Raw genomic sequence first — 25,151 nt, 5'->3', positions numbered from 1 at the left:
CCGGACGTGCGGAGGGTGTCAGCCGATGGCGCAGACCTGTGGCTTGGTCAGCGCCACCTGGTCACCCGATGGCGTACGCCCGGATGATGGTCGGCGTCACCCGATGGCGTACGCCCGGGTTATGGTCTGCGTCACCCGGTCACCCGCCGCGTCCGTGACCTTGGCGCGCAGCGAGACGAACCCGGGCGCGGCCGGGTTCGCGACCCGGGCCGTCCATCCGGAGCCGGAGCGGGCAAGCCGGACCGGCCGCCAGGTCGCCCCGTCGTCGAAGGACGTCTCCACCGTGATCGACGTGACCCGCGCCGCAGGGGCGCCCGGGTTGCGCTGGAGACGAACCGGGATCACGGTCGTGGACCCCGGCTTGGCGTGGTTGTGGTCGTCCAGGCCCTCGGGGAGGTAGCGGACCGCGGTCAGGGGCAGCGGCCGGGCCTCGTCCGTCCGCTCCGACCGGAACGTCCAGGCCGCCTCGACCTTCGTGGACAGCGCCGCCGGCCGCTGCGCCGACGCGGTCAGCGTGTAGGTCGCCGCCTCGGCGGGCATGCGGGCCTTCAGCAGGCACTTTTCGGGCTCCGCGGGGGCGCAGCCCGCCAGGTCGGCCTGGGCCAGCACCTCGGCGCCGCGGGCCAGAGCGAGTCTCCCGGTGGTGGCGGAGTCACCGCCGGCCTGCCCGGCCCTGCCGGCGACGAGGAGACCGTCTGCGGTGAAGCGCAGCCGGTCGCCGTCGCGGTCACCGGCCGGCGTGCCGAACGCGGGGCCGGTCACGGCGTCGTTCCACACCTCGGTGACCGGCCGCCGCCCGAGCACCGCACTGCTGCCGGCCACCATGTGAGTACCCGTCCCGACCTCCGTGGTCCAGGCGAAGCCGGGGGTGCGGTAGTGGGTCATGGTCGCCGGCAGGTCCATCTCGGGGCTGCCGTCGAGCCACCCGTCCGTCCAGCGGGCGCCGGGGAACTGCGGCCCCACCCATGTCCTTCCCTTGGCGGCGACGCCCGGCGCGCGGTAGGCCGCGCTCACCTTCACCAGGTCGCGCGTCCGCGCCGTGTAGGTGGGGTCGTCCGGGATCCCGTCGATCTCGTAGTCGACGAGGTCGTAGCGGTACGGGCTCGGTTTGGCGTCCTTCTTGTGCCAGGTGGTCGTGGCCATGTACCGCAGACCCGGCTGGCGTACGGGGAACACGTAGTAGCTCCGGTCCTTGCCGCCGCTGGCCCAAGAGGTGTTCCAGGTCCCGTTGGCCAGAGTGAAGTCAGTGACGGGGTCACGCTCCGCGGTCGGCTCGTCCACCGCGAAATCGACCCTCTTCGCCTGGCGCAGGTCGAACGTCACCTCACGGTCGGCGCTGTCGATGGTCACGGGCCGGTGGGCGAAGGCGGCGTCACGACCCCAGATGTCGACGTAGAGATTCCACTCCCCCTTCGGCAGCCGGATCGTGGCCTGGCCCTGGCCGTCGAAGGCGAGCAGATGCCGGTCACCGGTCTTGAGGTTGTAGACCTCGCCCAAGAGGATGGCGGCAGGCGGGCCACCCTCCAGGTCGACCGTCTTGACGGTGAGGTCATAGGATTCCGGCTCGACATAGGCACCGGCCAGGGTGCGGACCACGGCGTCGCCGGACCGGGCGGTCACGGTGCCGGGATAATCCCCGGGCGCCTTGCCTTCCCCCCGGATCGTGAGCTTGACCGACGCCTCCCCCTTCGCGGGCACCTCCAGGCTGCTGGACCCCAGCTCCAGCACCTCACTGTCCTCGCTGAGGGCCAGGGTGACCGGGGTGTCGCCGGAGTTGGCGTACGTGATGTCCTTGGTCACCACCCGCTCGCCGGTGCCGTCCCAGGGGAAGGCGGCCCACACGTTCGGCGTCGACGCCGTCACCGGCTGGGCCAGCGCGCGGACCAGGTCGACCCGCCCGGCCCCCTGCTGGTACGGCTTGACACCCTCCTGGGGCGAGGCGCCGCCGATGAGCGCCGCCTTCAGGCGCTGACCGCTCCAGTCCGGGTGCCGCTGAGCGAGGATCGCGGCGGCTCCCGCCACGTGGGGCGCGGCCATCGACGTGCCACTGTAGGCCACGTACGGACCGTCGGCCGTGCCCGCGGCGGCCGCGGCCGTGATCTCGACGCCGGGGGCGGTGATGTCCGGCTTGATCGCGTGGTCGTCGCGGCGTGGGCCCGCGCTGGAGAAGTCGGCCATCCGGTCGTCCCGGTCGACGGCGCCGACCGTGAGCGCGGCGTCGGCGCTGCCGGGGCTGCTCACCGTGCCGGGAGAGCCCTCGTTGCCCGCCGCCACGACGAAGAGCGCACCGGTCTGCTCCGACAGCGTGTTGACCGCCTGCTCCAGGGGATCCAGCCCCTGCGTGTCCGGTGCGCCGATGCTGAGGTTGACCACCTTGGCCTTGACCTCGACGGCGGCCCACTCCATGCCCGCCAGGATGGCCGAGTCGGCCGGGCCGCGGACACCGCCCACCTTGCCGAGCGCGATCTTCGCGTCCGGTGCCACTCCCCGGTACTTCTCCCCCGCGCCCGCGACGATCGACGCCACATGTGTCCCGTGGCCGAGGTTGTCGCGGATGTCGGGCTCGTCGCTGAAGTTCTGCGACTGTGTGACCACGTCCTTCAGATCCGGATGGTCCGGGTCATAGCCGGAGTCCAGGACGGCGACCGTGACGCCCTTGCCCGTCATGCCCTGCTTCCACGCCTCCGTGGCGCCGATCTGCTTGACGCTCCGGTCGAGGGTGAAGGGGCGCCGCCCGTCCAGCCAGAGCTTCGTCCGCCCGGCGGCCAGGGTCCGGGCGCCGGCGGCCAGGCCCTTCCACGTCTCGGCCGCGTTCGTCTTGGGCACCTGCACCGCGGACATGCCGAGGGCGGACATCCGCCGGACCTGACGGGCGCTCCGGAGCGCGGGCACGTCCCCCTGTGCCGACTGCGCGATCAGCGGGATGTCGCCCCGCTTCGCGTCGCCGTACCCCCACTCCAGGAGCTGCGTCACATCGAACAGCCGCTCGTCCAGGACACCCTGGGCCACCAGCGGGAGGGCGTCGGACGGGTAGACATACAGGTGGCCCTCCCGGTACCGGCTGGAGTGGTCCACCTGCCTGCCCGGTCCCGGCTCCACCCGGTGGCCGGCGGCGGTGACGACGACCCGGTCGCCGGTGATCAGCGTGACCGTGCCCGTCCGGTCGTTCCCTTGCCGCGTGACCGTCCGTCCGGCGTCGGCCGCGTCCGGACCGGCGGGCGCCGGAACGGCCGTGAAGCCGACCGACCCGGCCAGGACGGCGGCCATCAGACCATTGCCTAAGCTCATGCGCTACCTCTCGCGATCGCCTGAGGAATCTTCATGACGCATGAGCAAATGTCCGGATACTGCGGTGCGTTTCGGAGGGCTTCGGCAACGGCCCCGAGTGAAACGGAACCTCAGAGCCGGACATCTCCTGAGATGTGTCCAAAACACCGAGAGAAGCCAACATGGGCCCCCCAACGCCCGAGCAGCGCTTCGAGGAGCTGTACCTGGCGCACTACCCCGCCATCGCCGCCTACGTCACGCGACGTACCGACTCCCCCGACGACACCGCCGACGTGATCGCCGAGACGTTCACGACGGCCTGGCGGCGGCTCGGCGACGTGCCCGGCGGCGACGAGGCCCGGCTGTGGCTGTACGGCGTCGCCCGGCGTGTCCTCGCCAACCACTTCCGCGCCCAGGAGCGCCGCTCGGCGCTGGCCGCGCGGCTGCGCGAGGAGCTGACCACCTGGTCCCGGCCCGTGGCGGACCGGGACGGCGACGCCGCCTACCAGGCGTTCAGACGCCTGCCGCCCGACGACCGGGAGCTGTTGTCGCTCGTCGGCTGGGAGGGACTGGGCCACGCCGAGATCGCCAAGGTGCTCGGCTGCTCGCGCGGCGCCGTACGCCTGCGCCTGCACCGCGCCCGCAAGCGGCTGGCCAGAGAGCTGGCCGCCGACAACCTGGATCTGACCACGTACGGCCTGCGCGCCGTCGCACTCGCGGAGGGGAAGTCATGAACAGCGATGTGGATCGCGTCGTCGCCCACCTCAAGCCCGCCTCCGGGCCGGGCATGAGTGAAGGGGCCCGGGCGCTGATGCGAGAGATCATGACCGCCGAGGCCGCGCCCGCCCGGGTGCCCGCCGCGACGGAGAGACACGGGCGCCGCGGGCTGGTCCTGCGCGCCGCGGTGCCGGGCGTGGCCCTGCTGGCCGCCGCGTTCCTCGGCCTGAGCTGGCTGCTGCCCGCCGGGCTCGGCCTCGGCCCCGGGACGGCCGCGGCGCTCGACATCAAGAAGGAGGACGGCTACTTCGTTATCGAGGTCAAGGACCTGTACGCCGACTCCGCCGCCTACGAGAGCCAGCTCCGTGACGCCGGTCTGGACGTGACTTTGAGGGTCATCCCCTCGACCCCGGCGTTCGTCGGGTCCATCTTCCCCGTCTCGCCCACCGACGAGCGGTATCTCGACGAGATCAAGACCATCGACCGGCCGGGGGACTGCGACAAGATGGGCGGCTGCCCGATCGGGGTGAAGATCCCGGAGAACTTCCAGGGACCCGCCGAGATCACCCTCGGGCGGGAGGCCCGGCCCGGCGAGCAGTTCGAGATCGGCACCACGATCGACGCCCTGGGCGAGCCGCTGCACTGCCTGCCCTACATCGGCCGGCCCGTGTCCGAGGTGCGCGACATGCTGCGGGAACGCGGCGTGACCGTCCAGGACTTCGTGGACATGGACCCCGTCTCCGGGGGGACGAAGGAGTCGGTCCCGGACTCGTGGCTGGTGGAGAGCGGCAGCATGACGGAGCCGGGCAAGGCGAGCCTGAACGTCTACGAGGGGTCCGAGCCGCAGGAGCCGGGGGGCCGCCGCGGCTCGAACTGCCCGACCTCCTAGGCGGCGCGAGGGCCGACCTCCTGGTCGTACGAGGGCTGCTGCCCGCACGGGGCGCCGGGCAGCCGCCCTCTCCGCGAGGACACTGGGCCCGCGGTCCAGGAGGTTCGCCACCAGGCGTTCGATCAGGGCTCGGCTCACCCGACCAGGCCGAGGATGCGGTACGGGAGGCGCGCACCACCGTGGAATCCATGCCCGCCGGCCGGTCATGGTTCCAGGGGCTCTACCCGGCCAGGTTTCGCATCAGGGCCTCCAGGTCGCGTTCGCCGTCGCGGGTTTGGGCGCCCGCGGCCAGGCCGCCGCTGATCAACTGCCCCGCCACTGGTCGGAAGACGAGGCCGGCCCAGGCGTCGTTCTCCCGTACCAGGCCCGCGGACAGGTCGTCGGGCACGATCGCCTGCTTGGCCGCGACGATCACGCCCTCCGGCAGGGCGGCGATGTCACGGGCGATCCGGTCGACGAACGCGTCCAGCTCGTCGGCGGGCAGGGCCCGGTTGATCCAGCCGTAGCGCTCGGCGAGCTCCGCGTCGAACAACTCGGCGCCGAGCACCGCCTCCAGCGCACGATTGCGCCCGACCCTGGCGGCGAGGTACTGCGTGCCTCCGCCACCCGGGACGATGCCCATGAGCGCCTCGATCTGGCCGAGCCCGGCACGGCTGATCGCCGCGAAGGCCATGTCCGCGGCCGCGACGAACTCCGCTCCGCCGCCACGCGCCTTCCCAGCGAGCTTGACGATGGTCACCTGCGGCTGGCGACGCAGCATCTCCCCGACGGCCTGGAACACGTTCACACCCTCCGGGGCGGTGGCCGCGAGTCCGGCCAGCGCGTCCGGCGTGGAGGTCATATCGACGTGCGCGATGAAGAACTCCGGATCGGCACTGTCGAACACGATCACCCGCACCGACCTGTCGTCGCGCAACGCGGTCAGCAGGTCCCGCAGGTCGGTCATGAGCGCGACATCCAGCACATTCACTGGCGGGTTGTCGATCGTCACGCGGGCGATGCCGGCTTCGTCGGCGACACGAAGAGTCTGGTAACCGCTGTAGACCACGAGAGAACTCCTGTAGGTATCTGGCAGGCATCTTGGTTCCTGATGTATACCTAGGGTGAAACGGGCCGTCACCTGCGTCAATAACGCACTTTGAGCATCTCAGGGATCCTGGAGGATACCGTCATGGCCGCTTCCGAGACCGGCGCTGACACCATCTACCGGACCGTCGCGGGCAGCGACCTCGCTTTCCGGGCCGACTGCCCGAGCCGCCCGATTCTCGACCAGATCGCCGACAAATGGTCGATGATGGTCATGGCAGTGCTCGAGAAACCACGCCGGTTCAACGAGATCAAGCGCCGCCTCGAAGGTGTGACCCAGCGAGTCCTGACGCAGACCCTGCGCCGCCTCGAACGCAACGGCATGATCGAGCGCCGCGTCCTGCCGACCTCACCGGTCGGGGTCGAATACTCCCTGACCCCCCTCGGCGAATCCCTGCGCGAGCCGTTCGGCCGACTCTACGACTGGACGGTCAACCACGCCGAAGAGATCCGAGCACGCCAGACCGACTACGACGCATCCATCCGGAAGTGAGCGTTCGACGCGGTCGTGGATCTCGGCGGACACGTTCGGAGCCGGCCCCGAGGCCATGCACGAGGGTGCGGCGTCAGGCGCGGGCCCGCTCGACCGCGGCGCGGAAGCGGGTGTAGGCGTCGAGCTCCGCCTCCACGGGCTGGAGGACGTACTCGGCGCTCACCTCGCCGATGGCGGCGCGCATCGCCTTGGCCGTACGGCGGGCGCGACGCCGGCCACCCGCCCAGGCCGCCAGCCGGGACAGCAGCGCCACCAGGATCCCGGCCAGCGCTCCCCCGACGAGCAGCACGGTCGGCCACGGCACCACCCCGAGCGTGGGCACCGGAAGCTCCGGCAGCCGCAGGTAGTCCAGTGCGAACAGCACGCCCAGCCAGAGCGCTCCCACCACCATCGCCGCGAACACCAGCCACTGCACCGACCCGACGGCCTTCCACCACCGGGGCGGTCTGGCCGCCCGGACGGACGTCCGCCCCACGGCCCGGTCGACGGCGTCGGCCAGCTCGGCCGAGCGCGCCCGTGCCGCCCGCCGCACCGCCGCCGCCCACGGGCCGGGCGCCCCGGTCGCGGCGGCCTCGCCGACGTCGCGGATCGCGGTCTCCACCCGCGCCTTCTGCACGGCGGAGGCCGCCGGCAGGGACGTACGCCCGACGATCTGCCGGCCGTCGTCCCGCCGGGCGGGGGCCTTGGCGGCGGGCATGCCATCTGACGCGGCGATCGCCGTGCCGGTGCCGCTCCTCGATCCGTTCTCCGCTCCGGGGCCGGACCCCGGGCTGATGCCTGTGCCGAGGCGGAGGCGGCGCAGGGGGTCGGGCCTGAGGCGGCGGATCCACCGGGTGACCGGCCAGCCGGTGGCGACCACGGCCCGGTGCCGGTGCCCCTTCGCCACGGCCTCCAGCACGAGCGGCACGCCGGCCGCCTCCTCCAGCGCCACCGTGAGCCGCCTTCCCAGCCGCGCCGTGACGTCTCCGGCCGGCCCCACCTCCGGCAGCTCGGCGGAGCGCGCGATCTCCCTGCCCGCGGCCAGGACCCCGAGAGCTGTGCCGGGCGAGGCCGTCGTGGGGTGGTCGTGCTCGTCCGTCTCCCCCGCCGCCTCCTCGTCGAGCGGGGTCCCCGAGGAGCCGGTGGAGGCGGTGGCGAGGAGGTCGGCGGCGGTGGTGACGTCCGCGGCCAGCCGGGCGGCCCAGGCGCGGCGGTCCGCGACGCGCCCCGCCAGGAGCGCGCGCAGCTCGGGCAGCCCCATGCCGGTACGGGCGGAGGTGGCGAGCACCGGCACGCCCTTCAGGTCGTCCTCGTCCAGGAGCCGCCGCACGTCGCGCAGGCAGCGGTCCACCGCGTCGGGCGGCAGGCGGTCGGCCTGGTTGAGCGCCACGACCATCACGTCGCGGTGCCCGGACAGCGGGCGCAGGTAGCGCTCGTGGAGGGCCGCGTCGGCGTACTTCTGCGGGTCCAGCACCCACACCAGCAGGTCGACCAGCTCGACGAGGCGGTCGACCTCCAGGCGGTGGTCGAGCCGGATGGAGTCGTGGTCAGGCAGATCCAGCAGGATAAGTCCGGAAAAATCCTGACCTGTGGGGGTGCCTGCCTCATGGCGGGTGAAGACGTCCAGCCAGTCCAGCAGCGGCCCCGCCCCCGCGTCGCCGTCCCACACCGCCGCCTGCACGGCGGACGTGGTCGGCCGTGTGACGCCCACCGCCGCCACCTCCGTCCCCGTCAGGGCGTTGAACAGCGACGACTTCCCGCTCCCCGTGGCCCCGGCCAGGGCGACGACCGTGTGCTCGGCCGAGAGGCTGCGGCGGACCCCGGCCCGCTCGGCCACCGCCCGCGCGGACTCCACCGCGCCGTCCGGCAACCGTCCCCCGGCCAGCGCGGCGGCCTCCAGCAGGGCGTCGAGCCGGGAGTCCAGCGGCGGCCCCTCCTTGCGGCGCAGCAGCTTCATGCCGTACCTCCCGGCGTGTCCAGGGCGCCGGGTGGCAGCTCCGCGCGGTGGGCCCGCACCGACCCGGCCGCCTCCATGAGGGCGTCCGCCGTGCCCGGCGACGGCTCGACGGGCTCCAGCAGCGCGGTGTATCGCGCCGCCTCCTCCTCCATCAGCACCCGCACCCGCTCCCGCAGGTCGTCCCGGGCCCGGACGGTCAGCGTCCGCACCGCCTGGTCGCCGAAGATGGCCTCCAGCAGCTTCTGCGACAGCACGCTGGTGCCGCCCGCTATGCCCACCTCGATCCCGGTCAGCCCGCCCGTCGAGGCGAACACGGCCAGCATGAGCAGCAGCCCCGCCCCGTTGACCCCGAACGACGCCAGCCGCGCCGTCGTGCGCCGCTCCCCGCCTTCCTGCCGTACGAGGTCCATCACGAACTCCTGCCAGCCCCGCACCGCGGCCTCGGCGCGTTTGCCCAGGTCCGGCGAGGCGCGGCCGAGCCGGGCGGCCTCGACGGCGCCGACCCGCTCGATGATCCCGGGGCCGCCGGGCGCGGCCGACCAGCCGTCCAGCGCGCGCTCCGCGGCGGCGTCGGCGGCTCCCCTGATCAGCGCCTCGACCCCGCTCTCCAGCGCGTCGCGCAGCTCGGCGGCGGGCACGCGGCCGGTGAAGAACGACACGAGCCGGTCGCGCAGCCAGCCCACCCGGCTCTCCAGGGACCGCATCAGGTCGCCGGTGCCGATGAAGTCCTGCCAGCGGGCCAGCACCTCGCCGCGCAGCAGCGAGCCGTCGCGCATGCCCTCGTCGAAGTCGGCCATCGCCCCCGCGTACGCCCCCGTCACGATGGACCGGAGCCCGTCGAAGCCGGCCTGCTGCCGTCGCACGGCGGTCGCGAGTTCGGGCACCCGCGCGGCCAGGCTGTCGAGCGCCCCGGACAGCGTCTGCCGCACCACGCGGGCCCGCTCGGCGGCGTCGGCGGCCAGCCCGGTCAGCCAGGCGACGATCGGCCCGACGAGCGGGGCGGGCAGGCGCGCCTTCTCGGACGGCAGCGCCGCCTCCGGCACGGTGAACAGCCGGGTGCCGTCGAGCCCGTTGGCGACGAGGAGCCGTTCGAGATCGCGGGTGACGGGCGTGGCGGCCTCCGGGGGCACCCGGTCGAGGACGACGGCGAGCGCGGTGCTCCGCTCGCGGGCCGAGCGCAGGAAGCTCCACGGCACCTCGTCGGCGTAACGGGCGGCGGTCGTGACGAACAGCCACAGGTCGGCGGCGGCGAGGAGCTGCGCCGCCAGCTCCCGGTTGGCGGTCACCACGGAGTCGATGTCGGGGGCGTCGAGCAGGGCCAGCCCGGCGCCCAGCGCCTCGGAGGTCACCACCCGCAGCGCGCCCGCCGAGTCGCCGCTGGTGCGGGACAGTCCGGGCAGCACGTTCGCGCCCATGAACCAGTCGAGGTCGGCCGGGCTGGCGACGAGCGTCGGCACGAGCGTGGTCGGCCGCAGCACGCCGGGCTCGGCCACGTCCGCGCCGACGAGCGAGTTGACCAGCGTGGACTTGCCCGCCCCGGTGGAGCCGCCCACCACGGCCAGCAGCGGCGCGTCGATGGCGCGCAGCCGCGGCAGGAGGTAGTCGTCGAGCTGCCCGGTCATCTCCCTGAGCAGCCGGCGATCGTCCTCGGCACGGCCGATGGCGAGCGGGAACAGCTCTCCGTCGAGCCGGCGCCGCAGCCCCTCCAACGCACCCAGCAGGTCCATGTCCTCAAGCTAGCCCGCAGGCGGCTCCCTAAGCACATATCCGACACTCCGCAGCGTGTGGATCAGTCGCGGCTCGACCGCGTCGACCTTGCGCCGCAGGTAGGAGACGTATGACTCGACCACGCCGGCGTCGCCGCCGAAGTCGTAGTTCCACACGTGGTCGAGGATCTGCGCCTTGGACAGGACGCGCCCCGCGTTGGACATGAAGTAGTGCAGCAGCTTGTACTCGGTCGGCGACAGCCGCACCGGCTCGCCGGCCCGCCACACCTCGCGCGCGTGCTCGTCCAGCTCCAGGTCGGCGACCTTCAGCCGGGTGGCCGGCGCGCTCTCGCCCCGGGTGCGGCGCAGCACCGCGCGGATGCGGGCCTGCACCTCCTCCAGGCTGAACGGCTTGGTGACGTAGTCGTCGCCCACGCCCAGCCCGGCGATCTTGTCCTCGGTGGCGTCACGGGCGGTGAGGAAGAGCACGGGGGCGGTGATCCTCCTGGCCACCTCGAAGCCGTCGAGGTCGGGCAGCATCACGTCCAGCACCACGAGGTCGGGCGAGGTGCGCTCGGCCACCTCGACGGCCTCGTAGCCGTCGGCGGCGGTCAGCACCTCGAACCCGGAGAAGCGCAGGCTGGCGGACAGCAGATCCCTGATGCTGGGCTCGTCGTCCACCACCATGATCAGCGCCTCGGGTTCGGTCACCTACATAGCGTTACGCAGGGAGCTGAGGAATAGCTGAAGGGTCACTCCAAGGCGAGTGGGAGTTCGACGCGGAAGGTGCAGCCGGCGCCGACCTCGGTGGTCAGCGTGACGGCGCCACCGTGGGCCTCCATGAGGGCCCGCACGATGGCCAGGCCCAGGCCGCTGCCCCGGTCGTCGCCGGCCCGCCGCCGCGAGCGCGCCGTGTCGGCCCGGTAGAAGCGCTCGAAGACCTTCTCGGCCTGGTCCGGCGGCAGTCCCGGCCCCTTGTCGGCGACCTCCAGGAACACGGTGCCGCGGCCGGCGCCGACACGGACGGTGACAGGCGTCCCCTGGTCGGTGTGGACGAGCGCGTTGGTCACCAGGTTGCCGATGACCTGGCGCAGCCGTACCTCGTCGCCGGAGACGATGAGGGCGGCGCCGCCGACGACGTCGAGGCTGATCACCCGGTCGGGCTGCAGGATGCGGGCGTCGTGGACGGCGTCGGCGGCCAGCGCGAGCATGTCGACGGGCCCCATCCTGAGCGGGCGCTGCTGGTCGACGCGGGCGAGCAGCAGCAGGTCGTCCACGAGCAGGCTCATCCGGCCGGCCGCCTTCTCCACGCGCTGCATGAGCTCGGCGGGGTCGGCGCCCGGGTTCTGCCGGGCGTACTCGGCGAAGCCGCGGATGGAGGTGAGCGGGGTGCGCAGCTCATGCGAGGCGTCTCCGACGAACTGGCGCATGCGGTCCTCGGAGCGGCGCGCCGCGGCCTCGGAGGCGGAGCGGGCGGCGAACGCGGCCTCGATCTGCGCGAGCATGCCGTTGAGCGAGCGGGCCAGCCGGCCCACCTCGGTGCGCGGGTCGCCGTCGGGGACGCGCCGGCCCAGCTCGCCGCCCGCGATGGCCTCGGCGGTGCGCTCGATCTGGATCAGCGGGCGCATGCTGCGCCGCACGCTGGTCACGCCGACGACGGCCAGGATCAACAGGATGCCGCCGCCGCCGAGCAGCTCGATCAGGCCCAGCCGCCGGGTGATCTCGCTGACCTCGGTCAGGTCGGCGGCCACGACGAACGAGCCGTGCGGGGTCACGGTGTGCAGGACCCGCCACTCGCCCTCGCCGTCGCCGGCCTTGGCGGTGTAGATGCCGGGGCCGGGCGAGGGCGACAGCACCGGCTTGGACTTGAAGTCCACGTCGCGGTCGATCTGGAGCGGCTGGTAGCGGCCGGCCCCGTCGCGCACCAGGACGATCGTGTCGGACTCGATGAGCAGCGGCTTGTCGCCGACCTTGCGGCCCTTCTCGCGCCGCTGGAAGTCGTACTCCAGCTTCTTCTGCATGCGGACGGCGACCAGGTTGACCTGGCCGTCGACCCGGTCGAGCAGGTAGCCGTGCAGGACCGAGACGCTGACCAGGCCGATGAAGGTGAGGCCGAGCGCGAGCAGCGCCAGCATCGCGGCGATCAGCTTGATCCTGAGCGGCAGGCCGGACATCAGGGACTCGGCGGCAGGCGCAGCACGTATCCGACACCGCGCAGCGTGTGGATGAGCCGAGGGCTCCGGTTGTCGATCTTCCGGCGGAGCACCGACACGTACGACTCGACGATGCCGACCTCGCCCCGGAAGTCGTAGTCCCACACGTGGTCGAGGATCTGCGGCTTGGACAGCACCCGGCCGGCGTTGGTCATGAAGTAGCGCAGCAGCTTGAACTCGGTCGGCGACAGCGCGACCGCGGTGCCGCCGCGCCACACCTCGTGGCTCTCCTCGTCCAGCTCGATGTCGGCGAACGTCAGCCGCGGCGGCGGCGCGGGCCCGTCCCCGGTGGTGCGGCGCAGCACCGCGTGGATCCGGGCCACCACCTCTTCGAGGCTGAACGGCTTGGTCACGTAGTCGTCGCCGCCGAGGGTCAGACCGCGGATCTTGTCCTCGGTGTCGTCGCGGGCGGTCAGGAACACCACCGGCGTGTGCGTCCCGCCGCCCCGCAGCCGCTGCACGATCTCGAACCCGTCGAAGTCGGGCAGCATGACGTCGAGCACGATGAGGTCCGGCCGGTGCCGTTGCACGGCGGCCACCGCGTCGTGGCCGCTCTTGGCCGTGGTCACGTCGAACCCCGCGAACCTGAGGCTCGCGGCGAGGAGTTCGAGGATGTTGGGGTCGTCCTCGACGATCAGCAGGCGCGCTTCCATCACCTCCAAGGATGCACTCATCGGGCGAGTGCTGGAACAAGTGCGGCGATATGCCGCGCGATCGCGAGGCTCGACGTGGCCGCCGGAGAGGGGGCGTTGCGGACGAGCACCACCCGCCCGTCCACGTCCACGGCGAAGTCGTCGACCAGGCGGCCGTCCCTGGCCACGGCCTGCGCCCGGACGCCGCCCTCGGTGCGGCGCAGGTCCTCGGCGGTCAGCTCGGGCACGTAGCGCCGGGCCGCCTTGAGGAAGGCGCGCCTGGCCAGCGAGCCGTAGATCTCCTTCAGGCCGGTGCGCCAGTGGTGCCCGGCCATCCGCACCGTTCCGGGCCAGCCCATGATCCGCCGCACGTCCCGCACGTCGCGCCGCCGGTAGCCCTCGTAGGCGAGCGCCAGCACGGCGTTCGGGCCGACCAGCACCTCTCCGCCGATGTGCCGGGTCAGATGGACGCCGAGGAACGGGTAGCGCGGGTCGGGCACGGGGTAGATCAGGCCGCGCACCAGGTCCCTGGCGTCGCCGGCGAGCTCGTAGTACTCGCCGCGGAACGGCACGATCCTGATGTCGCCCCGGCGGCCGGCCAGCGCGGCGACCCCGTCGGTGCCGAGTCCGGCGCACACCACCAGCCGGTCGAAGGCGAAGCGCCGCCCGGCCGCCACCACCTCCACGCCCGAGGCGGTCTCCCTGATCGCGCGAACCTGGTGCTCCAGCCGTACGGACCCGCCCAGCTCCGCCACGTCGAGCGCGAGGCGGCGCGCGACCGCGGCGAAGTCGGTGATCGCCGTGTGCGGCGAGTGGACGGCGCCGACGCCGACGGCGTGCGGCTCGATCTCGCGCAGGCCCAGCGCGTCCAGCTCGGCGACGCCGGGCACGCCGTTGGCCCTGGCCCGCTCGGCCAGCGCCTTCAGCAGCGGGCGCTCGGCGCGGGTGCTCGCCACGACGAGCTTGCCGACCTCCGCGTACGGCAGCGCGTGCCGTGCGCAGTAGTCCTTGAGCAGCGCCACGCCCTCGCGGCACAGCCGGGCCTTGAGCGATCCGGGCGGGTAGTAGATGCCCGCGTGGACCACGCCGCTGTTGTGTCCCGTCTGGTGGGCCGCGACCCGGCTCTCCTTCTCCAGCACGGTCACCTCGGCGCCGCGCTGCATGGCCAGCTCGCGGGCGACCGCCAGGCCGACGATGCCGGCGCCGACGATCCCAATCTTCTCCGTCACGGCGACAGTCTGCCTATTTCCCGCCGATCCAGGTGGCCTTCCGCGCAGAGCCACCGCAATGTATCCGAAACGGTGTCTCGAACCGGGCGCAAAGCGACGCCGAGCGCCTCCAGAGCGGGGGCGTCGTCGGTGGGGACCATGGTGAGCATGATCTCGGCCGCGTCGCGGGTCAGGGGGTAGGCGATCCGGGCGCCGAGCGCCTTGGCGCCGTCGAGGGCCGCCGCGGCCCCGCGCAGCAGGCCGGCGGGCAGCCGGTACGCGCGCCCGCGTCGGCCGGTCAGCTCGGCGCAGAGGGCGGCGAGCTCCGCCCAGGTCAGGAAATGTCCACCGATGAGGTGGCGCCGCGCACCCTGCCCCGGCGTGAAGCAGCGGGCCAGCGCCACGGCCAGGTCGCGCACGTCCAGCACGCACACGCCGCCCGGGACGATCGGCCAGCCGGAGCGCGTCCCGGCCCGGAGACCCTCGTTGAGCGCGTCCAGCCTGGGCTGTCCCGGGCCGAGCAGGCCGCCGGGGTAGACGATGGTCACGCCGTCGAGGCTCCTGGCGTGGTGCTCGCCCTCGACCTTGGACCGGCCGTACGCGTTGCGCGGGCCGGCCAGGGGGCTGCCGGCGGTGATGACCGGCCCGGCGGGCGGGACGAACACCGCGACCGTGGAGACGTGCACGACGGGGTCGAGCCCCAGCTCGACGGCCTGGTCGAGGACGTTGCGCAGGCCGACGACGTTCGAGCCGCGCAGGTCGGCGCCGTGCCCGGTGACGCCCATGTCGGCCGCGGCGTGCAGCACGGCGTCACAGTGCTCGAGCGCGTCGCGGACGGCCGCGGCGTCGCGGATGTCGGCCCGGTGCAGGGGCCAGGAGGCGCCGGTCCGTCCGAGGCCGGCTCCGGCCAGGGAGCGCGCGGCCTTGGCCGGGTCCCTGACGAGGAGGTGCGGCTCGTGCCCGGCCTCGGCCAGGGCGACGGCCGCGTGCGCTCCGACGAACCCGGAGGCACCGGTGACCAGCACGCGCATGCGGCCAACCTAACGCTCACTTGGTGAACGATCAACCGTCCTCCCCCCTGGCCGCGGAATCGAACGTGAGTACGATGGACTCATGTACGTCCCGCCGGAGTGGCCCGCCGAGGTCCGGCCGCCGAGCGTCCCCGACTGGGAGACGTCCGCCGTGGCCTGGCTGCTCGACGCGGTGCCGCCCGACTACCGCGCCTACGAGGTGCTCAGGCGCCATCCCGTGGCGCTGGCCCGGATGGCGAGCCACCACGTCCGCTCGGCCGTCGAGGCGGCGCGCGCCGGCTACCGCGGCGCCGCCGTCGACCTCAAGGGCCACCTGCCGCCGCACGCCATCGAGGCCGTCCTCGACGCCTACCGGCAGGAGGGACCCCGCCTGGTACGGCTGTCACGCTCGATCGAGGTGGTGGAGCGCGCCCTGCGGGGCGACCTGTTCACCGCCACGATGCGCCACCACCGCTGAGCCCGCCGGACGTCAGCGGGTGCGGCGGGCGATGTAGGAGATCACACCGGTCGCGCCCGCGGCGGCAACCAGCCAGATGAGCACGTCCCGGGCGCTCAGCCCCTTGGCCCCGCCGTCCCCGCCGTCCGACGCCTCCGGCCGCGGTGAGGCGGTGCGGGCTCCCCGCTGCGAGGTCCTGGGGCTCCGGCTCGGCGTGGGTCCGGCCGACGCCGGGACGTCCCGCACCGCCTGGTCCGGGAGCGGCACCTGGTAGACCGGGCTCGACGCCCCCTCGCTGCCTGCGAGCAGCGACCTGCCGTCGGCCGTGTACGCGATCGACTCGGCCTGGTCGAGCTCCGGCATCGACACCTTGGAAATCATCTCGCCGTTCGGCCGGTAGAGGGTGGCCGAGAAGTAGGTGCGGACCACGTACGAGGAGCCGTCCGGCGCGTACGCGGCGTCGGTGGCCATCAGCGGCGCGGCGGCCACCTTGCGCAGCACGTTGACCCGGCCGGTGCGCAGCTTCGCGGGGGCGGCGTACACGGACCCCGCGAACTCCTTGGACACCACGTACAGCCGCCCCGTGACCGGGTGGACCATGAGCCCCTCGGCGTTGCGGGCGCCGTCCTCGTAACGGAAGCGGTAGCGGACCGCCGGGAGGGTCGCGTCCCGGAGGGTCTCCGGCTCGGTCACCTTGTAGACGGAGACGTCGGGCCACGCGCCGTCCATGTTGTCGCCGATGTCGGCGAACCACAGCACGCCCCGGCCGGTGACCGGGTCCTTGGTGGCGGCCATCGCCTCCCAGTCGCGCGCCTGCGCCCCGCTCACCCGGAACGTCGCCCGGGTCCGCCCGTCGCCGCCGACCGCGTAGAAGACGGGGGCGGCGGAGCTGTCGTTGTGCGTGTAGTAGACGTCCCGGTGCGTCGGCGAGACCGCCAGGCCGCTGGACTCGGTGATCCGCTTGTCCTTGAACCGGAACAGCCTCTTGCCCACGTCGTCGGCCGCCGCGGGCGCCGAGAGAGCGCCCAGTGCCACGCATGTCGCCGCGGCGGTCACGACCGCCCGTCTCAGGTCCCCCACGCCGCCATCATGCCTCAACGACCGCCCGGCCGACCCGAGCGCTGTGCCGGTGGAAGCCCGTGCCCTGGAGCACGACCAGAACCAGGTTGGTCACGGCCAGGGCCGTCCACAGCCCGGTGAGCCCCCAGGTCGCCGCCACCGGCACGGCCGCCGCCACCATCAGCCCGTAACCGCCGGCGAAGTAGACCATGCTGGCCGCGGACTTCTTCAGCGCGGTCAGCCCGATGCCCTGCACCGCCTGCGCGCCGTCGGCGGCCGAGGCGAGCAGCATCAGCGGCAGCAGCCCGGCCGCCCGCTCCCGGACGCCCGGGTCGTCGGTGAACAGCGCCAGCACCGGATCGCTCACGACCAGCAGGACGAGCGCGCCCACGGCCGTGCCGCCGAGCGCGACCAGCGCCGCCACCCGGTTGGCGCGCCGCGCTCCCGCGGCGTCGGCCGCGCGGGCCACCTCGGGCACCGACGCCTGCGCCACCGACAGCGAGGCCAGCATGATGAGGGAGGTGAGCGTGGTCAGCACCGCGTGGGCGGCGGCGTCACGGGCACTGGTGGTGCTCGCCGCGAAGGTGATGACCCCCAGCCCGCCGAACTTGATCAGCACTGTGGCGGCCAGCGGCACGCTCACCCGGGCCAGCTCGGCGATCCGGGCGGGCCGCGGCCGGCCCTGGCCCACCCGGACGCCGATGGCGCGCCGCAGGCAGACGTTGGCCACCACCACGCCGACCGTCCCCCACAGCAGCCAGGCGACGCCCACGCCGGTGAGGCCGAGGCGCGGCACCAGGACGAGCGAGCAGCAGGCCATCACGGCGGTGCCCGCCAGGCTGGACCAGAGCACCTGCCGGCTGTGGCCGAGCGCGACGAGCACGGTCGTGGCGCCGCCGCCGGAGGCGTACACGAGCAGGTAGAGGGCCAGCAGCCAGGGCAGCGGCCCCAGCTCGGCGACCACCTCGCCGGGAACGCCGGTGGCCCGCGCGAGCAGGGGCACGGCGAGGACGGCGAGGGCGCCGGCCGTACCGACAAGGAGCGTGAGCCAGCGCGCGTCACGGAGGACGGGGACGGCGCGGACGGGATCGTCGCGGTGCGGCGCGACGAACGGCCCGAGCCCGCGCAGCGCTCCCGTGACGGCGGCGGCGGCGGGGTTGAGCACGGCGGTCATGACCGCGAAGGCCGCCAGCGTGACGGTGGCGTGCCGGCCGAGCACCGAGGTCACCACGAAGGTGCCGATCACGCTGGTCACCATCGAGAGGAAGAGGGGAACCGCCGACCTGATGATCACCCCGCCCACCCGCGTCACCCTACTAGCCTGGAGTGCGCTCCAGGTATTTAGCCTGGGAGGTATGGATTATGTGAACCTCGGACGCAGCGGGCTCAAGGTCAGCCCGCTCTGCCTCGGCACCATGAACTTCGGGCCCGTGACGAGCGAGGAAGACTCCTTCGCGATCATGGACCGGGCCCACGAGCTGGGCATCAACTTCTTCGACACGGCCAACGTCTACGGCTGGAAGAAGGGCGAGGGAGTCACCGAGCGGATCATCGGCAACTGGTTCGCCAAGGGCGACGGCCGCCGGGAGAAGACGGTCATCGCGACCAAGCTCTACGGCTCGATGGGCGACTGGCCCAACGACGACCGGCTCTCCGCCCTCAACATCCGCCGCGCCTGCGACGCCTCGCTCCAGCGCATGCAGACCGACTACATCGACATCTACCAGGCCCACCACGTCGACCGGAACACGCCGTTCGACGAGTTCTGGGAGGCGATGGAGGTCCTGCGGCAGCAGGGCAAGATCCTCTACGTCGGGTCGTCCAACTTCGCGGGCTGGCACATCGCCAAGGCCCAGGAGACCGCGGCCCGCCGCAACACGCTGGGCCTGGTCAGCGAGCAGAGCCACTACAACCTGCTGACCCGCGCGGTCGAGCTGGAGGTGCTGCCGGCCTGCGAGGACTACGGCCTCGGCGTCATCCCGTGGAGCCCGCTCGGCGGCGGTCTGCTCGGCGGCGTGCTCCGCAAGATCGACAAGGGTCGCTCGGCCGCCGAGCACATGGTCAAGCAGCTGGAGAAGCACCGCGACCGGATCGAGCAGTACGAGAAGTTCTGCGACGAGCTGGGCGAGGACCCCGCGTACGTGGCGCTGGCGTGGCTGCTGACGCGGCCCGCGGTCACCGCCCCGATCATCGGGCCGCGCACGCTGGAGCAGCTCGACGGCAGCATGCGGACCCTGGAGATCACGCTGGACGAGCAGGCGCTGGCGCGTCTGGACGAGATCTTCCCCGGTCACCGCACCGCGCCGGAGGACTACGCCTGGTAGGAGGCGCGGTTCGCGGACGCGTCAGCGGAGCAGGGCGCCGATGATGACGATCAGCACAAGGAGGCCGAGCACGGCCGGCAGCAGCCAGGAGCGAGGACGGTCCACGTTGTGGAGCCTAATCGGGCCGCGAGGGTGTCAGCGCCCACTCGGCCAGTGACTCGTACCTCACCTGGGCGCCGGTGTGGCTGCGCACCAGGCGGACGGCCTCCGCCCGCCACGGCGTCCCGCTGAAGCCCGACAGCGACTCGACGAGCGGGCGGAGGTCCGTGTCCGCCCGCGCGCGGGCCAGTGTGAGATGCGGGTGGAAGCGCTTGTCGTCAGCCTGACCGGCGCCCGCCCGGCGGGCGCCGGCCTTGACGGAGTCGGCCAGCCGGTTCATGGGGTCGCCGGAGACGGCCGCCCAGAAGACCCTGGCCCGCCGTACGGACGAGAACGCCCCGAACCCGGTGAAGGCCAGGTCCAGGACGTGGTGGCGGCGTACGGCGCGGGCCAGGCGCACCTCCAGCTCCGGCAGGGCTGCCTCGGGCACCTCACCGAAGAAGCCGAGCGTGATGTGCCAGGTGGCGCGGTCCGGCCAGCGCAGCCCGGGCACCACGCCGACGTGCGGCGCGATGACGCGTTCGAGCTCGTCGAGCGCCTCGGCCGGCGGCACCACGGCCGCGAAGAGCCTCATGCCATCCGATTCTGCAACGGATGGCCGGCGGCCGCCCCGCTCAGGCGGTGGCGGCCACGGTGCGGCGCACCCGGGAGCCGATCAGCCGCGTGACCACCAGCGCCAGGCCGGTGCCCGCGAGCGCGAGCACTCCGGAGAGCATCACGCCGGCCCGGGGGCCGCCGAGGTCGGACAGCCAGCCGACCAGCGTGGCGCCGACCGGCGCGCCGCCGGTGAAGACGAGCATGTAGATGCCCATGACCCGGCCGCGCATCTCGGGCGAGGAAGCGAGCTGGACGCTGGCGTTGGCCGCCGTGTTGACCGTGATCAGCGCGACGCCCGTGGGGACGAGCAGCAGCAGGTACAGCGGGTAGAACGGCGCCAGACCGGTGGCGACCTGGAACAGCCCGAACCCGATCGCGCCCGCCATCAGCACCCTGCGCGACGGCCGCGACCGCCGGGCCGCGAGCAGCGCCCCGCCGAGCGCGCCGACGGCGAACATGCTGGACGCCAGGCCGAACGAGGACGCCCCCGCGGCGAAGACCTCGCGCGCCATGAGCGCGATCGACATCGAGAACGCCTGCGAGAACATCGACACGAAGCCGATCAGCAGCACCGGCATGAGGAGCTCCTCGCGCTCCAGCACGTACCGCAGCCCCTCGCGGAGCTGGCCCTTGGCCCGCGGCACCGGCTCCGACAGCTGGAGCTCGGACTTGCGCATGAAGACCAGGCTGGAGATGACGGCGGCGAAGGTCAGCCCGTTGATGAGGAACAGCGGCCCCGTGCCCCCGAGCACGTAGATCAGCACACCGGCGACGGCCGGGCCGACCACGCGGGCCAGGTTGAAGGAGGAGCTGTTGAGCGCGATCGCGTTGGACAGCTCACGCCGGCCGACCATCTCGACCACGAACGCCTGCCGGGTCGGCACCTCCACGCAGGAGATCATGCCGAGCACGAACGCCATGACGTACACGTGCCACTCCTGGACGGAGTGCGTGATCGTCAGCAGGCCGAGGGTGAGCGCGAGCACGGCCATGAGCGACTGGGCCGCGATGAGGATGGGCCGCTTGGGGTAGCGGTCGGCCAGCACGCCGCCGAACAGGCCGAAGAAGAGCATCGGCAGGAACTGCAGGGCGGTCGCCGTTCCCAGCGCCGCCGCGCTGCCGTGGGTGAGGTCCAGGATCAGCCAGTCCTGGGCGGTGCGCTGCAGCCAGCCGCCGACGTTGGAGACGGCGCCACCGGCCACGAACATGCGGTAGTTGCGATATCTGAGCGACCGGAACATCCCGGTCCCGGGTTGTTCGCCTTCTATATCCTGCTGAGCTTCTCCAGGATCGGCGCCGCCTGCCTGAGGATCGACCGCTCCTCGGGTGTCAGCTCCTTCAGCCGCTGCGTCAGCCACGCCTCCTTGCGGCGGCGCTCCTCCTTCAGCAGCTTCTGGGCGGCCTCGGTCACGGTCACGGTCACCTGGCGCCGGTCGGTCGGATGCGGGGTGCGCGAGAGCAGCCCGCGTTCCTCGAGTGCGGCGATCACGCGCGTCATCGAGGGGGGCTGCACCTTCTCGAGCTCGGCCAGCTCGCCGGGCGTTATCCCGGAGTGCCGGTCGACCGCGGCGAGCGTCGCGAACTGGGTGGGAGTCAGCGTGTGCACCGCCGCCTGGCGTCGCAGCCGACGCGTCAGCCGGGCGAGCGACACGCGCAGGGCCAAGGCCAGGCCCGCGTCGCTGCGCAGATCTGTCTGTTGCTGGTTCTTCATTAGCACGTCTCATTACCTTTGCTAACTATAGGGCAGGGCAAGATATTTCTCCAACTCATTACGTGTCTCACCTGTTGATACACCGAGGCCGCCCCTCTTGCGAGGGGCGGCCTCGTCGCTGGTCAGCAGGGAAATCGTACGGGGATCAGACCGGGGATCAGACCCCCAGCAGGGCCCTGATGGGGCCCAGCGCGAAGTACAGCAGGAACATGGCCGACACGACCCACATGAGGGGGTGGATCTCCCTGGCCTTGCCCCGGACGACCTTGATCAGCACGTAGCTGACGAAGCCCGCGCCGACGCCGTTCGAGATCGAGTAGGTGAACGGCATGACCACGATCGTGAGGAACGCCGGGATGGCCAGCTCGTAGTCGCTGAAGTCGATCTCGCGTACGGACGTCATCATGAGGAAGCCGACGACGACCAGGGCGGGAGTGGCCGCCTCGTAGGGCACGACCTCGACGAGCGGGGCGAAGAAGATCGCCACGAGGAAGAGCGCGCCGGTGACGACGCTGGCCAGGCCGGTCCGGGCGCCCTCGCCGACGCCCGCGGCCGACTCGATGTAGGTGGTGTTGGACGACACCGACCCGGCGCCGCCCGCCGCCGCGCCGAGCGAGTCGACGAGCAGGATCTCCCGGGTGCGGGGCAGCACGCCGTCCTCGCCGACCAGGCCGGCCTGCCGGCCGACGCCGACCATCGTGCCCATCGTGTCGAAGAAGTCCGTGATGAGCAGCGTGAAGATGAGCAGCGCGACGAGCAGCGCCGAGACGCGGCTGAACGCGCCGAACGGGTCGAACTCGGTGAAGAGGGTCAGAGGGTTGTGGAAGTCGAAGATCTTCTGCGGCGCGGTCGGCACGTTGAGCTGCCAGCCGCCCGGGTTGTCGGCCGACGCCGGCCCGGCCTTGGCCAGCGCCTCCACGATCACGGCGAGCACGGTCGTGCCGACGATGCCGATGAGGATCGCGCCCTTGACCCTGCGGGCCACCAGCGCGGCCGTCGCCAGCAGGCCGACCACGAACACGAGGATCGGCCAGGAGGTCAGCGCGCCCTTGATGCCCATCTCCAGCGGCGGGCCGGCGGCGACCCGGCGGACGAAGCCCGCGTCCACGAAGCCGATCAACGCGATGAACAGGCCGATGCCCACGCTGATGGCCGTCTTGAGCTGGGCGGGGATCGCGTTGAAGACGGCCACCCGGAAGCCGGTCAGCACGAGCACGGCGATGATGACGCCTTCGAGGAAGACCAGGCCCATGGCCTCCTCCCAGCTCATCACCCCCGCGATGTTGAAGGTGACGAAGGTGTTGAGCCCGAGCCCCGCCGCCATGGCGAACGGCACGCGGCCCACGACACCCATGAGGATCGTCATCACGCCGGCCACGAACGCCGTCCCGGCGGCCACCAGTGCCACGTTGGGCGCCGACCCGTCGCCGATGAACTGCTTCTCGACGTCCTGGCCGTTGGCGATGATGATCGGGTTCAACACGACGATGTAGGCCATCGTGAAGAAGGTGGCCAGGCCGCCCCGTACCTCACGGGAGATGGTCGAGCCTCGTGCGGAGATTGCGAAGAATCTGTCGATAGCGGTAGTTCTGTCACTCACGCGCGAAGAGTGACAGCAGTGGCGTTCCGGTAAAAGTGCTGGTAATCGGATCGAGACCGGATTGGAAGCTAGGCTGGACACGTGAACCAGCAGTGGCACCCCGATCCGGAGCCGATCGAGACCAACGACGTGGCCACCATCGCCGTGGGCACCGGCCTGTGGGCCGTCGCCCTGGTCGTGCTCCTCGTCCTGCGCCCCGGCCCGGACCACCAGTGGTGGATCTGGACGTGCGCCGTCGGCGCGTTCCTCGGCCTGCTCGGGCTCTGGTACGTCCACAGGCGCGCCACCAGAAGCTGACATTCGTCATCTCCGGCCGATCCTCGAAGTCATCCCGAAGAGCTGTTTCCGGCCACTACCTGGGCGAGAGCGGCAAGCCCATGCTGATGGGCATGAAGAAGACCGCCCTCGTCTCCGCCCTCTGCCTGGCCGCCCTCACCGGCTGCGCCGCGGCGAGCGGCACCCCGGCGACCACGACCGCGACCACGACCGCCACCACCACCGGCGCCGCCGCCGCGATCTCCTGGCGGACCTGCACCGGTCTGACCGGCCCCGACGGCAAGCCCGCCGCCCCGGACCCGACCCTCCAGTGCGGCAAGCTCGCCGTGCCCCTCGACTACGCCAAGCCCGGCGGCGAGCGGATCGACCTCGCGCTGATCCGGGTCAAGGCCACCGGCGACCGGCTCGGCTCCCTCGTCTTCAACTTCGGCGGGCCCGGCGGCTCCGGCGTCGACACGCTGGCCATGGCCGCCCGCGCGTTCGCCGCCCTCGGCACCCGCTACGACCTGGTCAGCTTCGACCCGCGCGGCGTCGAGCGCAGCGCCGGCGTCCGCTGCGGCGGCGACGTCGAGACCATCCTGAACGCGGCCGACGGCGCGAGCGGCGACAAGGCGGTCAAGAAGTACGTGGCCGCGTGCCGGAAGGACTCGGGCAAGGTGCTGCCGTACGTCGGCACGATCAACGCCGCTCGTGACATGGACCGCATCCGCGCCGCCCTCGGCGACGCCAAGCTCAACTACTTCGGCCTCTCGTACGGCACGCAGCTCGGCGCCGTCTACGCCACCCACTTCCCGCGGAACACCGGCCGGCTCGTCCTGGACGCCGCGTACGACCCCACGGGCACCTTCGCGGACCGGGCCGTCATCCAGGCCACCGGGTTCGCGACGTCCTTCGACGCCTTCGCCAAGGACTGCGTCGCCAAGGGCTGCGACCTCGGCCAGGACCCCGCCGCGGTGAGGAAGACCGTCGAGACCTTCGTGGACGGCCTGCGCGACAAGCCGATCAAGGTCGGCAAGCGCTCGCTCACCCACGCGCTGGGCCAGCTGGGCGTCATCACCCCGCTGTACGCCAAGGCCTCGTGGCCGCTGCTGGAGCAGGCCGTCGCCGCCGCCGTGAAGGGCGACGGCACCATGCTCCTCGCACTGGCCGACACCTACACCGGACGCCGCGCCGACGGGACGTACGCCACCACGCTCACCAGCATGCAGGCGATCACCTGCGCGGACACGTCCGAGCGGCCCACCCTCGCCCAGGCCGCCGCGGTCAACCGCAAGATCAAGAAGATCTTCCCCGTCCTGGCCACGAGCGGCACGGTCGCGCCGTGCGCCCACTGGCCGGTGCCGGGCGACGACCGGGCCAAGCGGATCGACGCCACGGGCTCGGCCCCCATCATGGTGGTCGGCGCCAAGGGCGACCCGGCCACGCCGTACCGGTGGGCGACCAGCCTCACGGCCCGGCTCAGGACGGGCGTGCTGCTGACGTACGAGGGCGAGGGCCACGGCGCGTACCTCAGCGGCAGCGCCTGCGTCGCCCAGCACGTCAACACGTACCTGCTGACCGGCAAGCTCCCGGCGCGCGACACAAGCTGCCCCGCCGCCTGAGTCCCCTGCCCTCGCATCGGCCGATGAGCACGCACCCCGCGCTCATCGGCCGATCCACGCATATGCGGCGCGTCGCTGTGCTTGGCTGCGCCGATGAGCAAGATCGCGTACGCCGCCATGACCTGGTTCGGCACCCCCGCCGCACCCTTGTGGTCGAAGGTCGCCGCGGTGGGCCTGGTCATCCAGACGTGCCCGATCGTCGCAGTCCTCCTGATGTAGCGGCCGGTCCACAACTGGTACGGGTGCACCGCCCAGGGTGGCCGCTACGCC

At 72.5% G+C, this 25,151-nt stretch carries 23 protein-coding genes; 8 read left to right on the top strand and 15 right to left on the bottom strand.

All coding sequences use genetic code 11. From position 1 onward, the window contains the following. Positions 1–96 precede the first annotated feature (96 nt). The gene (locus tag ACIBG4_RS41785; protein WP_397208142.1) at positions 97–3,288 is read right to left on the bottom strand and encodes a S8 family serine peptidase; all 3,192 of its coding nucleotides are present in this window, start codon (positions 3,286–3,288) and stop codon (positions 97–99) included. A 161-nt stretch (positions 3,289–3,449) separates the two neighbouring features. Here ACIBG4_RS41785 and ACIBG4_RS41780 point away from each other — a divergent pair, with 161 nt between their 5' ends. Both ACIBG4_RS41780 and ACIBG4_RS41775 read left to right on the top strand, forming a co-directional pair. Next, positions 3,450–4,001 carry an RNA polymerase sigma factor gene (locus ACIBG4_RS41780; protein WP_397208140.1) on the top strand — a complete coding sequence of 184 codons (552 nt, stop codon included), beginning with the start codon at positions 3,450–3,452 and terminating at the stop codon, positions 3,999–4,001. After that, positions 3,998–4,873 carry a hypothetical protein gene (locus ACIBG4_RS41775; RefSeq protein WP_397208138.1) on the top strand — a complete coding sequence of 292 codons (876 nt, stop codon included), beginning with the start codon at positions 3,998–4,000 and terminating at the stop codon, positions 4,871–4,873. The genes ACIBG4_RS41780 and ACIBG4_RS41775 overlap by 4 nt, the downstream gene beginning before the upstream one ends. A gap of 220 nt (positions 4,874–5,093) precedes the next feature. On the opposite strand, the gene ACIBG4_RS41770 is transcribed toward ACIBG4_RS41775, so the two are convergent. Beyond that, positions 5,094–5,921, bottom strand: a complete 828-nt coding sequence (locus tag ACIBG4_RS41770; RefSeq protein WP_397208136.1) for an enoyl-CoA hydratase/isomerase family protein — start codon at positions 5,919–5,921, stop codon at positions 5,094–5,096. A 123-nt stretch (positions 5,922–6,044) separates the two neighbouring features. Between ACIBG4_RS41770 and ACIBG4_RS41765 the strand changes: the two genes are divergently transcribed. Continuing rightward, positions 6,045–6,452 (top strand): winged helix-turn-helix transcriptional regulator, encoded by a 408-nt coding sequence (locus ACIBG4_RS41765; RefSeq protein WP_397208134.1) that lies wholly within the window; start codon positions 6,045–6,047, stop codon positions 6,450–6,452. A gap of 73 nt (positions 6,453–6,525) precedes the next feature. On the opposite strand, the gene ACIBG4_RS41760 is transcribed toward ACIBG4_RS41765, so the two are convergent. The 7 genes from ACIBG4_RS41760 to ACIBG4_RS41730 form a co-directional block, all read right to left on the bottom strand. Then, the gene (locus ACIBG4_RS41760; RefSeq protein WP_397208132.1) at positions 6,526–8,388 is read right to left on the bottom strand and encodes a YfjP family GTPase; all 1,863 of its coding nucleotides are present in this window, start codon (positions 8,386–8,388) and stop codon (positions 6,526–6,528) included. Next, positions 8,385–10,115, bottom strand: a complete 1,731-nt coding sequence (locus ACIBG4_RS41755; RefSeq protein WP_397208130.1) for an ABC transporter — start codon at positions 10,113–10,115, stop codon at positions 8,385–8,387. The genes ACIBG4_RS41760 and ACIBG4_RS41755 overlap by 4 nt, the downstream gene beginning before the upstream one ends. 9 nt (positions 10,116–10,124) lie before the next feature. After that, on the bottom strand, positions 10,125–10,781 hold the full coding sequence (locus tag ACIBG4_RS41750) for a response regulator transcription factor (protein WP_310716365.1): 657 nt from the start codon (positions 10,779–10,781) through the stop codon (positions 10,125–10,127). Positions 10,782–10,846: 65 nt separating this feature from the next. Then, complete coding sequence (locus tag ACIBG4_RS41745; RefSeq protein ID WP_397208128.1) at positions 10,847–12,268, bottom strand: ATP-binding protein; 1,422 nt, start codon at positions 12,266–12,268, stop codon at positions 10,847–10,849. After that, the gene (locus ACIBG4_RS41740) at positions 12,268–12,960 is read right to left on the bottom strand and encodes a response regulator transcription factor (RefSeq protein ID WP_310716251.1); all 693 of its coding nucleotides are present in this window, start codon (positions 12,958–12,960) and stop codon (positions 12,268–12,270) included. Before ACIBG4_RS41740 ends, ACIBG4_RS41745 begins: the two co-directional genes overlap by 1 nt. 17 nt (positions 12,961–12,977) lie before the next feature. After that, positions 12,978–14,168: an L-2-hydroxyglutarate oxidase gene (gene lhgO / locus ACIBG4_RS41735; RefSeq protein ID WP_397208126.1), complete on the bottom strand. Its 1,191-nt coding sequence runs from the start codon at positions 14,166–14,168 to the stop codon at positions 12,978–12,980. Beyond that, the gene (locus ACIBG4_RS41730; RefSeq protein WP_397208124.1) at positions 14,165–15,178 is read right to left on the bottom strand and encodes an NAD-dependent epimerase/dehydratase family protein; all 1,014 of its coding nucleotides are present in this window, start codon (positions 15,176–15,178) and stop codon (positions 14,165–14,167) included. Before ACIBG4_RS41730 ends, lhgO begins: the two co-directional genes overlap by 4 nt. An 82-nt stretch (positions 15,179–15,260) precedes the next feature. Here ACIBG4_RS41730 and ACIBG4_RS41725 point away from each other — a divergent pair, with 82 nt between their 5' ends. Next, positions 15,261–15,635 (top strand): hypothetical protein, encoded by a 375-nt coding sequence (locus ACIBG4_RS41725; RefSeq protein ID WP_310716257.1) that lies wholly within the window; start codon positions 15,261–15,263, stop codon positions 15,633–15,635. A 12-nt stretch (positions 15,636–15,647) separates the two neighbouring features. Here ACIBG4_RS41725 and ACIBG4_RS41720 read toward each other — a convergent pair whose 3' ends face one another. Together ACIBG4_RS41720 and ACIBG4_RS41715 are read right to left on the bottom strand one after the other, a co-directional pair. Next, positions 15,648–16,694: a hypothetical protein gene (locus ACIBG4_RS41720; RefSeq protein WP_397208122.1), complete on the bottom strand. Its 1,047-nt coding sequence runs from the start codon at positions 16,692–16,694 to the stop codon at positions 15,648–15,650. A 7-nt stretch (positions 16,695–16,701) separates the two neighbouring features. Continuing rightward, positions 16,702–17,976 carry an MATE family efflux transporter gene (locus tag ACIBG4_RS41715; RefSeq protein WP_397208120.1) on the bottom strand — a complete coding sequence of 425 codons (1,275 nt, stop codon included), beginning with the start codon at positions 17,974–17,976 and terminating at the stop codon, positions 16,702–16,704. 52 nt (positions 17,977–18,028) lie between these two features. On the opposite strand from ACIBG4_RS41715, the gene ACIBG4_RS41710 reads away from it, so the two are divergent. Further along, complete coding sequence (locus tag ACIBG4_RS41710) at positions 18,029–18,997, top strand: aldo/keto reductase (RefSeq protein ID WP_310716262.1); 969 nt, start codon at positions 18,029–18,031, stop codon at positions 18,995–18,997. A 115-nt stretch (positions 18,998–19,112) separates the two neighbouring features. Here the strand turns inward: ACIBG4_RS41710 and thpR are convergent, their stop codons facing one another. The 4 genes from thpR to ACIBG4_RS41690 form a co-directional block, all read right to left on the bottom strand. Further along, the gene (gene thpR, locus ACIBG4_RS41705; RefSeq protein ID WP_397208118.1) at positions 19,113–19,670 is read right to left on the bottom strand and encodes an RNA 2',3'-cyclic phosphodiesterase; all 558 of its coding nucleotides are present in this window, start codon (positions 19,668–19,670) and stop codon (positions 19,113–19,115) included. A 40-nt stretch (positions 19,671–19,710) separates the two neighbouring features. Further along, the gene (locus ACIBG4_RS41700) at positions 19,711–20,934 is read right to left on the bottom strand and encodes an MFS transporter (RefSeq protein WP_355444908.1); all 1,224 of its coding nucleotides are present in this window, start codon (positions 20,932–20,934) and stop codon (positions 19,711–19,713) included. A 23-nt stretch (positions 20,935–20,957) separates the two neighbouring features. Beyond that, positions 20,958–21,404: a MarR family transcriptional regulator gene (locus tag ACIBG4_RS41695; protein WP_310716267.1), complete on the bottom strand. Its 447-nt coding sequence runs from the start codon at positions 21,402–21,404 to the stop codon at positions 20,958–20,960. A 157-nt stretch (positions 21,405–21,561) separates the two neighbouring features. After that, positions 21,562–23,004, bottom strand: coding sequence for an NCS2 family permease (locus ACIBG4_RS41690; protein ID WP_397208115.1), 1,443 nt, complete (start codon positions 23,002–23,004; stop codon positions 21,562–21,564). Between the two features lie 81 nt (positions 23,005–23,085). Here ACIBG4_RS41690 and ACIBG4_RS41685 point away from each other — a divergent pair, with 81 nt between their 5' ends. The 3 genes from ACIBG4_RS41685 to ACIBG4_RS41675 all read left to right on the top strand — a co-directional run bounded on the left by ACIBG4_RS41685 (position 23,086) and on the right by ACIBG4_RS41675 (position 25,100). Continuing rightward, complete coding sequence (locus tag ACIBG4_RS41685) at positions 23,086–23,301, top strand: DUF2530 domain-containing protein (protein WP_397208113.1); 216 nt, start codon at positions 23,086–23,088, stop codon at positions 23,299–23,301. A 92-nt stretch (positions 23,302–23,393) separates the two neighbouring features. Continuing rightward, positions 23,394–24,881, top strand: coding sequence for an alpha/beta hydrolase (locus ACIBG4_RS41680; protein ID WP_397208111.1), 1,488 nt, complete (start codon positions 23,394–23,396; stop codon positions 24,879–24,881). Positions 24,882–24,974: 93 nt separating this feature from the next. Further along, positions 24,975–25,100, top strand: a complete 126-nt coding sequence (locus tag ACIBG4_RS41675) for a hypothetical protein (protein ID WP_397208109.1) — start codon at positions 24,975–24,977, stop codon at positions 25,098–25,100. The last annotated feature ends 51 nt before the right edge of the window (positions 25,101–25,151 follow it).

The organism is Nonomuraea sp. NPDC050383 (assembly GCF_044459125.1).
In the GTDB taxonomy this organism is placed as follows: Bacteria; Actinomycetota; Actinomycetes; order Streptosporangiales; family Streptosporangiaceae; genus Nonomuraea.
Note: the sequence above shows the minus strand (reverse complement) of the source record. Positions and strands in the feature narration are given on the sequence as shown.